The sequence below is a fragment of the Martelella mangrovi genome (genome assembly GCF_040545495.1).
GTDB classification, from domain to species: Bacteria; Pseudomonadota; Alphaproteobacteria; order Rhizobiales; family Rhizobiaceae; genus Martelella; species Martelella mangrovi.
Genome location: NZ_JBEPLY010000017.1, coordinates 74,327 through 82,759 on the forward strand (window position 1 = coordinate 74,327; position 8,433 = coordinate 82,759).

Consider the following 8,433-nt stretch of genomic DNA (forward strand, 5'->3'; position numbering starts at 1 on the left):
AGGAGTTCGTCATGAACGCGATCATCGACATGCCGGTCCTCTATCAGGATCAGGATATCGCCTTCACCTTCGAGGCCCCGGCGCTCGACACGATGCAGCAATTGCTGGTGCATGGCTTCGGCGCGGAGGAGAAGCTGTTCGGCCTGACGCAAGTGGATATCGAGTTGGTCTCCGAGGACCCGAATATCGGCCTCAATGCCCTGCTTGACACGCCGGCGACGCTGACCATCCACCACAAATATGCCGGCATCCGGCATCTCTCCGGCGTCATCGCCGAGATCGCGCGGGCCGATGAGGGCTTTCACCGCACTTTCTACACCGTCACGTTACTGCCGATGCTGCATCGGCTCGACCATGGTTCGGACTGCCGCATCTTCCAGCAGAAGAGCGTGCCCGACATCATCCGCGAACTTCTGAAGGAAAACGGCGTCGAGGACGTGCAATGGCATATGGCGGGCGAGCATGTGGCGCGGGAATATTGCGTCCAGTACCGCGAGACGCATCTGGCCTTTGTCGAGCGGATCGCCGCGGAAGAAGGGATCTGGTACTACTTCACCTACGGCGAGAACGGCCAGCACACGCTGCACTTCATCGACATGCCGCAGATCGTCGCCAAGCTGCCCGACATGCCGGAGCTGGAATACAATGCCAATCCCAGCGGCGCGGTGAAAGGCGTGTTCTGCAACCGCTTTGCCTTTCACCAGCGGCTGCGCTCCACCGCTTATACCCAGCGCGACTACACCTTCAAGAACCCACCCTATAATCAGGAGCACAAGGCCGAGCGGCAGGAAGATAACGGCGCCAAGCGCGATTATGCGCTTTACGATTATCCCGGCCGCTACAAGCGCGATGTCGCGGGCAAGCCGTTCACGCAATACCGGATGGAAGCCACCCGCACCGACGCCACCACAGCCGATGGCCAAACCAATGCCATCCACCTGATGCCGGGCTTCCGACTGGAACTTGCCGACCATCCGAACAAGGCCTGCAACATCGACTGGCATTTGCTGGCCGTCAGCCACAGCGGCGAACAGTCGCAGGCCTTGAAGGAAGAGGCAGGCTCCGGCGCCACCACCTATGCGGCCAGCTTCTCCGCCATGCCGGCCCGTCTGCCCTATCGCCCGCAGCAAACGAAAAAGCCGATGGTCGATGGCCCGCAGATCGCCCGCGTGACGGGACCGGAGGGCGAAGAAATCTATTGCGATGAATTCGGCCGGGTCAAGGTCTGGTTCCCATGGGATCACCGCGGCGAACAGAACGACAAGTCCTCCTGCTGGATCCGCGTCGCCGACAACTGGGCCGGCGCCACCTGGGGCCATATGGCCATCCCGAGGATCGGCCAGGAAGTCATCGTCGATTTCCTCGAAGGCGACCCCGACCAGCCGATCGTCACCCGGCCGCACCTACAACGCAATGAACAAACCGCCCTACAAGCTGCCGGAAAACAAGACCCGCATGACCATCAAGAACCAGACCCACAAGGGCAAGGGCTACAACGAACTCAGGTTCGAGGACGAGAAGGACAGCGAAGAGGTCTTCATGCATGCGCAGAAGGACCACAACACGGTCATTGAGAATGATGAAAGCCATTCCATCGGCCATGACCGCTCCAAGTCCGTTGGCAATGACCAATCGGAATCGGTCGGCCACAACAAGTCGATTTCCGTCGGCAACGACCATACCGAAAGCATCGGACAGGATGCCCGGCACAACATCGGACAGGATGTTTACTATACGGTCGGCCGCAACCAGTTCGACAATTACGGCAAGGACAGGATCGAGACGGTCGGCAACATCCTCAAGCAGCAGGTTTATGCCGATCATCTGGAAGAGATCGGCCGCAATTACGAAGGCTCGGTCGCAGGCACCTACAAGCTCGATGTCGGCTCGACGCTGACCACCAATGTCAGCGGTCTGCACAAGCTTATGGCGGGCCAGAAGTTCGAGATCGCCGGGCCGGGCGGCAAAATCACCATCGATAGCAGCGGGATCACGCTCGAAGCCCCGGTGATCAACCTCAAGGGCGCCGTCAATATGGGCGGTTCCGGCTCGGCCCAGGTGCCGACGCTGAACCTGACGGCCAATGACGCCCTGCCACTGGCCGAGGAATGCCCGCTGCAGAAAGAAGAGGAACAGTCATGAGGCCGGTGGCGCGCGTCGGCGACAGCCATGTCTGCGGCAACCCCGCCCATCCGCCGAATGTCATCGTCTCCGGTGGCCAGGGCAAGGTCGACGGCAAACCCGTCGCCCGCGTCGGCGACACCTGTTCCTGCGGCGCGGTGATCGTTCAGGGGGCGAGCCAGTCGAAGGATGGCGGCATGCCGATCGCCTATCTCGGCGCGGCCACCAGATGCGGGCCCTATACCGGCAAGATCACATCCGGCTCGCCAACCGCGAAGGTGGACCCATGAACTCCCCCGTGCCCCGCGCGCGCGCCCTGGCTCGGCTGGTGCCACCTGCACCGCACCGGAACCTCGGAAGACTTCGAGACCCATGCAGCAGTGCTGTGCGACAGTCGCGACGACTTCGACGTCGTTCTGCGCAAACACGCCCAAAGCCTCGGCCTGATCCTGATGTGGACGCAGGACGTGCGCCCCGTCACCGACTGGATAAAGGTCAATCCGAAGCTCATCGGCGTGGGCGGCAACCTCGCCCGCGCCGTCCATCCCGACAACAAGGTCGCGCTTGGGCCGCTGACGGCGATAGAAAACCCAAACGCAGAAGCGACTCAGCAGGACTATCTTGCGATCGCGGAGCACGACATTCCGCCCTTACCGGACCAGAAGGACAGGCCCTTCTGGGAACGAGACTGGATAGCGCCGGAGCTAAAAGAGCTCCTGTTCGACCAGCCGGAGGGCGAAGCGCAGCTGCGCACCTACTTTCTGGTCGACGCTGCCCTGCGCAAGAACATCACAGGCGTCTTTGATCTCGATACCATCGATGTCCCTGCCCAGTGCCTCTTTCAGGGCGATACCGCCGAGGAACTGAAAGAGGCCGCGCCCTGGCTCATCGACATGACCCTGCCGGTTGGGACCATGGAAGATCGTGACGGGGTTCTCGCGTTCCATCGGGACTTCTTCCAACAATACTGGGACAAAAATACCGGCATCTTCATTCGCTCCACCGCTTTCTTCGCCGAAATACGCAGCCATCTCCGCAAGTTCACAAAAATTCAGGATGCAAACGGCCGCTGGCTCTTTCTGCGTTTCTGGGATGCAAGCGTTCTTGATGCCGTGCGGCTGCTGAGCAGGCAGGACACCTTTGTCAGGGACTTCGTGGGCCAGCACAGGCTTGATCTACCGATCTAGCCGTTCGCTTGCCGGTGAGCGTCTCTATACGCTGGAAAGGAAGTATTGAGATGGCCTATGTGATTGGGGAGGAAATGCTGGATGCCATCCGCTTCGAAGCCAATTACTGGCGCTACAAGGATGCATTGCTTGCCATCGATGTCCATCGGTTTCGAGCCCTTGGCGATGTCCATACCGAAACCTTCATCCGCCATGCCGTTACATGGAGCGCAGACAATGGCATCACCTATCTCAACGACACCGCCTATGTGATGTTCCTGATGCTGCATCTCGGATCGTTCTTCTACGAAGATCCCCGATATGCCGCAATTACCACCATTCTTTCGCAAGAGCCGGAGTTTTGCGATGACCGCACTGACCGCGCCAGGCGCGTTTTCATCGCCGGCAGTAAAACGTTGCGCGGCGAGGATGGCGCGCGACAGCAAAAGGCACTCGACCGATTTGTCCGCGAGGAACAGCACCGGTTCAACGATGATACGGTCAACCTGCATCAGGCCGCGGAATTTCTGCGCGGACTGTTTCCAGGAGACACGGCCATTGCCAGCGACGATGTGGAACGAAAACTCTGCGCCGCCGCGCGCGAGGCCGGCGAGGCACTCGGCCTTGCCGGAAACCGGGCGGAAAAGGCCTGTCTGGCTGTCGGTTTCTGGCTTGGAACCGGCTTTTACAAAGACCCGCTCTACCCGTGGATACGCGATCTCACCGCCAACAGAAGTTTGATGCCGGAAGACCGGCTGCGTATCTTTGTCGGCTATGCCCGCAAACGTCTGCTTTCAACCATGGAGGGTCCGAAATGACAGGCTTTTTCAACTACACCCATCCGAACCTGAAAATGCAGGACCCAAAAGACCCGTCCCGGCAAAAGTCGATTCTGGAACTGACACCGGAGGAAATCACCGGCATTGCCAACCGCTCGACCAAGGCCACCAAGGGCTGTTGCGAATGTACCTACGAGAAGGATGGCGTCCATTCGCCAACCGGCAAGATCCAGCAGCTCGCCGCTGACAACGAAACGCCCAACGGCCATAACGACATCCAGTAGAAGAGCGAGATGATCATCGATTCCATCTCCGCCGACAAGAAGATCATCGTCAACACCAAATGGCTGATGATCAATTCGACGGCGGATGACACGACATATCCCGACACGATCGCGCTCACGGATGACGCGCTGAAGGCCAGGGCCGAGCGCATTCCACGCGCCATCGCCGCCGCATGGAACGCGCTGCCCTACCAGATCAGTATCACCGACGAGAAATGCGGCGAGCACCTGTTCACCGTCGTGTTCAATGTCGAGATCGTCACCGCCGGTCCCTATCACTATGCGGTCAACTTTGTGAACGTGAAGACAGGGAATGGGATAGGCGTAAAATTTGATGCTAATGCCAAAGGTATCACCTCAGGCCGTTCCTACGTACTATCCGGTAGCTCCAGAGCAAAATTCAACGTTTCCGATCCCCGCACAGCGACGGACAGCAACCCGAAGGCGGATACGCTGGAACCGCATGAATACGGCCATATGCTCGGCCTCATCGATGAATATTTCGAGGCCCAGTTCAACCGGGGCGGGGTGCGCTACACCTATTTCGACGGCTCGAAGGAAATCGCCATGCCCGGCAATGGTGGCATGATGGACAATATGCGCGACGGGATCGCCAAGCGAAAGCGCTATGCGCTGACCATCGGCTACAACGCGGTCCGCATCCTCAAAAGCAACGGCATCAAGGTCACGAAGATGGAGATCGTCAATGGCAGCTAAGAGATATGCAATCGTGCTTCTGGCGCTTACCGCCGCACCCCGCAACCACAGACCGCACAAACAGCCCAGACGAAGGAGGTGACCATGCAGCCACAGATCGATCCCGCCATGGTCCTGCACTACAAGACTACATGCCAGGATTTTGACGTCGAAATTTACTTCGATCCAAGGCCCTCTCTTTCTGATTTTCAGATCCGTAACACAGCTAAAGGCGGCATTAAGGGCATATCCTTTCTAGTAAAAGGAAATAGAAAAAAACGTAATATAAATTACAAAGACATTAATTTTATTAATGGGATAAATATTTTAAAAATTGAAAATGGTAACTTTTCTAAAGAAATATCCATTATCCCAGACCCAGGAATACCTTATTCCGCCTTCGAACCAGAAAAATTAATTTCTATAAACGACGATCTTGATAAAAAAGGATATTTTTATTCCCCTGCTCCGTATTCTGGATTTTCAACATTTACAGGAAGCCAGATTGTTGTCGGGAAATATAAACTTATTCAAAAATCTTACGACATTCTGAGTATCGACGGGAAGCCCTGCAACATCACCGTTCCGCCCTACTACTTCGAAGTTACGCCCTGATGCACGGGACAGGGTGACGCTTGTCATCCCCCGCACAGCAACGGACAGCAACCCGAAGGCAGATACGCTGGAACCGCATGAATACGGCCATATGCTCGGCCTCATCGATGAATATTTCGAGGCCCAGTTCAACCGGGGCGGGGTGCGCTACACCTATTTCGACGGCGCGACGGGATCGCCAAGCGAAAGCGCTATGCGCTGACCATCGGCTACAACGCGGTCCGCATCCTCAAAAGCAACGGCCTCAAGGTCACGAAGATGGAGATCGTCAATGGCAGCTAAGAGATACGCAATCGTGCTTCTGGCGCTCGCCGCCTGCACCTAGCAACCACAGATCGCGCAAATAGCCCAAACGAAAGATGGCGGCATGCCGATTGCCTATCTCGGCTCAGCCACCAGATGCGGCCCCTATACCGGCAAGATCACATCCGACTCGCCAACCGCGAAGGAGAACCCATGAACTCCCCCATGCCCTCGCGCTCGCCTTGGCTCGGCTGGTGCCACTTGCACCGCATGGAAACCTCGGAAGACTTCGAGACCCATGCAGCCGTGCTGTGCGACAGTCGCGACGACTTCGACGCCGTTCTGCGCGAACACGCCCAAAGCCTCGGCCTGATCCTGATGTGGACGCAGGACGTGCGCCCCGTCACCGACTGGATAAAGGTCAATCCGAAGCTCATCGGCGTGGGCGGCAACCTCGCCCGCGCCGTCCATCCCGCCCACAAGGTTGAGCTTGAGCCACTGACGGCGATGGAAAACCCAAACGTGGACGCGGCTCAGCAGGACTATCTTTCCATTGACGAGATTGAGGGGGTTGAACCGCTCGACCAGCAAATGGGGCAATGGCCGCGCAAGACCGTTCCAGACAAGCTCTATGAACCGCTGTTTGGCCAGCCGCAGCCGACCGAGGCTGAAATCGCCGCCTTTGGCAGCGCTGAAGCCGTACCGAAGATGAAGACCTTTGCCATTCTCGATGCAGCGAAAATGCCGTACCTACTGACCAGCCATCTCGGCAGTTCGGAATTACGCTATCAGCCGCTGTTTCAGGGCGACGCCGCTGAAGAGCTGAAAGAGGTGGCCCCCTATCTGGCCGAACTAAAGGATGAAAACAGCTTCACCCGCAAACTGTTTACCAGCCAAAAGGCGATGGGCCTTTGGGAAAGGAGCTCGGCATCTTCATCCGCTCCCACGCCTCCTTCGAGGAGGTAAGAAGGCATTTCCGCAGGTTCACCAGAGTCCAGAACAAAAACGGTAAGTAGTATTATTTCCGGTTCTACGAACCGCGTGTCACACAGGGGTACCTGCATGAACTGCAGCGCAACAAGGGGAAAGTTATCAACCGGTTTGGAAGACAAGCGACCAAGCTTACCATCATTGCAATAAGCAGCGGGTTTCTAAATTCTTATGCTTTATCTGAAAATATATCTCCCGGTCAGACGGCAAAGCCAATCCAGCTTGATCAGGCGCCTTTGGTGCGCGGCCATGGCCGACGAGTTATGCAAAAGTTTTCGGATGAACAAGCCATACCGTTCGACTGGTCCACATATGAAGCCTATGACTATCCGTGGCAGTTTTTTTTGAAGACGACCTGAAATTATAGTTTTTTATTAATGGATATTTTGGTGTTACCGAGCGGTATGCTCACACCACTTACCCTGAAATAATGGGGAACCTTAAAGAATTTTAAGAGGTAATGTTAATAACATTTAAAAATAACCGATTCCTTAAATATACGTTATTTAAAGAACAAGCAGTTCCGTATAGGACGTTAAATGAGAAATCACAATTATACATTGTACCAAGAAATTAAAACTTCGACATAGAATATCCTTTGAGGTTGCTGATTAACAACCGGATGTAAGTTCTTACTGTGAGTCCAGACTATCAAGCATGGGCACTTGAAGGCAGTAAGCCTTCCCGTTTGATAACGATTGCAGAAGGCCCGGAATATTGCGGCCTCGATTCAGCATTCACCCGGGAGACGCGACGGATAGGTGAGTTGGGTAGAGTTTATAATCCCACATCCGTAGGCAGAATTGATAATAGCAACGCGACGGCCTACACAATTCTTGATGAGTTGGGTTTACCTTTAAAGAAATCTGCCGGGTCTGCGCCCGGCTGGGGGACTAACCTTCACAAAGCAGCAACCGAAAGTGAAGTCGAGGAGCAATTAAGACGTGAAGCCATAAAAAGGGGGATGCCAACAAACGTTCCTACCATTGGAGAAGTTTTCAATCAGCTAGGGAATCAATTCTAATGAATTTTGGATTTTCGTCATGAGAATGATGCCGTCGCTCGCAATGCTTGGAAGCGTTGTGATTGCTGTTGGATTGCTCGCCTCTGCATGGAGTAAAGACTTGACCATCGACAACCTTACTTTTCTGCCAAAGCCAAACCCAATAACATCAACGCCGAGCAACTATGAACTGGATGAAGAGGCGACCGTCAATTATTATAACAAACTTTTCCACGGTCGGTCTGCCGCTGATGTTATTGATTTTTTTGAGAGCAACGGGATCCCCGTAACTTACAATTCGAAATATGAAATTTCAATCATTGTTGAAAAACAAATAATGATATTTTATTATTATACTGTATCGGTATCGCTCAAGTTCGAAAATGGTGTATTTGATAAATCATCCATAAATTATTATGGGATAATCTAGGGTCAATGCCTCTAGAGCGTTTCCCTTTCATGTTGGATCGTATCCGCATGATGTGAAGAAGTTGCGGGCCTCTTGAGGCTCGACGAGGTCGATCAGTTTTCCGATC

12 protein-coding genes are annotated in these 8,433 nt (G+C 55.0%); all 12 read left to right on the forward strand.

The window, feature by feature from the left end:
• Window positions 1–11: 11 nt before the first annotated feature.
• Window positions 12–1,574: a type VI secretion system tip protein TssI/VgrG gene (gene tssI / locus ABID12_RS19145; protein WP_354435695.1), complete on the forward strand. Its 1,563-nt coding sequence runs from the start codon at window positions 12–14 to the stop codon at window positions 1,572–1,574.
• Window positions 1,456–2,142: a bacteriophage T4 gp5 trimerization domain-containing protein gene (locus tag ABID12_RS19150; protein ID WP_354435696.1), complete on the forward strand. Its 687-nt coding sequence runs from the start codon at window positions 1,456–1,458 to the stop codon at window positions 2,140–2,142. Before tssI ends, ABID12_RS19150 begins: the two co-directional genes overlap by 119 nt.
• The gene (locus tag ABID12_RS19155; protein WP_354435697.1) at window positions 2,139–2,411 is read left to right on the forward strand and encodes a PAAR domain-containing protein; all 273 of its coding nucleotides are present in this window, start codon (window positions 2,139–2,141) and stop codon (window positions 2,409–2,411) included. Before ABID12_RS19150 ends, ABID12_RS19155 begins: the two co-directional genes overlap by 4 nt.
• Before the next feature lie 90 nt (window positions 2,412–2,501).
• Window positions 2,502–3,308, forward strand: coding sequence for a DUF4123 domain-containing protein (locus tag ABID12_RS19160; RefSeq protein WP_354435698.1), 807 nt, complete (start codon window positions 2,502–2,504; stop codon window positions 3,306–3,308).
• A gap of 50 nt (window positions 3,309–3,358) precedes the next feature.
• The gene (locus tag ABID12_RS19165) at window positions 3,359–4,105 is read left to right on the forward strand and encodes a hypothetical protein (protein ID WP_354435699.1); all 747 of its coding nucleotides are present in this window, start codon (window positions 3,359–3,361) and stop codon (window positions 4,103–4,105) included.
• On the forward strand, window positions 4,102–4,350 hold the full coding sequence (locus ABID12_RS19170) for a hypothetical protein (RefSeq protein ID WP_354435700.1): 249 nt from the start codon (window positions 4,102–4,104) through the stop codon (window positions 4,348–4,350). Before ABID12_RS19165 ends, ABID12_RS19170 begins: the two co-directional genes overlap by 4 nt.
• Before the next feature lie 9 nt (window positions 4,351–4,359).
• Complete coding sequence (locus tag ABID12_RS19175) at window positions 4,360–5,067, forward strand: metallopeptidase domain-containing protein (RefSeq protein ID WP_354435701.1); 708 nt, start codon at window positions 4,360–4,362, stop codon at window positions 5,065–5,067.
• 84 nt (window positions 5,068–5,151) lie between these two features.
• Complete coding sequence (locus ABID12_RS19180) at window positions 5,152–5,661, forward strand: hypothetical protein (RefSeq protein WP_354435702.1); 510 nt, start codon at window positions 5,152–5,154, stop codon at window positions 5,659–5,661.
• A gap of 13 nt (window positions 5,662–5,674) precedes the next feature.
• Entirely contained in the window at window positions 5,675–5,863 is a 189-nt protein-coding gene (locus ABID12_RS19185) for a hypothetical protein (protein WP_354435703.1), read from the forward strand.
• Window positions 5,864–6,117: 254 nt separating this feature from the next.
• Window positions 6,118–6,870 carry a DUF4123 domain-containing protein gene (locus tag ABID12_RS19190; RefSeq protein ID WP_354435704.1) on the forward strand — a complete coding sequence of 251 codons (753 nt, stop codon included), beginning with the start codon at window positions 6,118–6,120 and terminating at the stop codon, window positions 6,868–6,870.
• Window positions 6,840–6,920, forward strand: coding sequence for a DUF4123 domain-containing protein (locus tag ABID12_RS19195; RefSeq protein WP_354435707.1), 81 nt, complete (start codon window positions 6,840–6,842; stop codon window positions 6,918–6,920). Before ABID12_RS19190 ends, ABID12_RS19195 begins: the two co-directional genes overlap by 31 nt.
• Before the next feature lie 1,017 nt (window positions 6,921–7,937).
• A complete protein-coding gene (locus tag ABID12_RS19200; RefSeq protein WP_354435705.1) occupies window positions 7,938–8,327 on the forward strand; it encodes a hypothetical protein in 390 nt (129 codons plus the stop codon).
• Window positions 8,328–8,433: the final 106 nt, after the last annotated feature.

Bases quoted from the DNA above. Each gene is read 5' to 3' on its own strand.
- tssI (WP_354435695.1), top strand. From the start codon at position 12: ATGAACGCGATCATCGACATGCCGGTCCTCTATCAGGATCAGGATATC.
- ABID12_RS19150 (WP_354435696.1), top strand. From the start codon at position 1,456: ATGACCATCAAGAACCAGACCCACAAGGGCAAGGGCTACAACGAACTC.
- ABID12_RS19155 (WP_354435697.1), top strand. From the start codon at position 2,139: ATGAGGCCGGTGGCGCGCGTCGGCGACAGCCATGTCTGCGGCAACCCC.
- ABID12_RS19165 (WP_354435699.1), top strand. From the start codon at position 3,359: ATGGCCTATGTGATTGGGGAGGAAATGCTGGATGCCATCCGCTTCGAA.
- ABID12_RS19170 (WP_354435700.1), top strand. From the start codon at position 4,102: ATGACAGGCTTTTTCAACTACACCCATCCGAACCTGAAAATGCAGGAC.
- ABID12_RS19175 (WP_354435701.1), top strand. From the start codon at position 4,360: ATGATCATCGATTCCATCTCCGCCGACAAGAAGATCATCGTCAACACC.
- ABID12_RS19180 (WP_354435702.1), top strand. From the start codon at position 5,152: ATGCAGCCACAGATCGATCCCGCCATGGTCCTGCACTACAAGACTACA.
- ABID12_RS19190 (WP_354435704.1), top strand. From the start codon at position 6,118: ATGAACTCCCCCATGCCCTCGCGCTCGCCTTGGCTCGGCTGGTGCCAC.
- ABID12_RS19200 (WP_354435705.1), top strand. From the start codon at position 7,938: ATGAGAATGATGCCGTCGCTCGCAATGCTTGGAAGCGTTGTGATTGCT.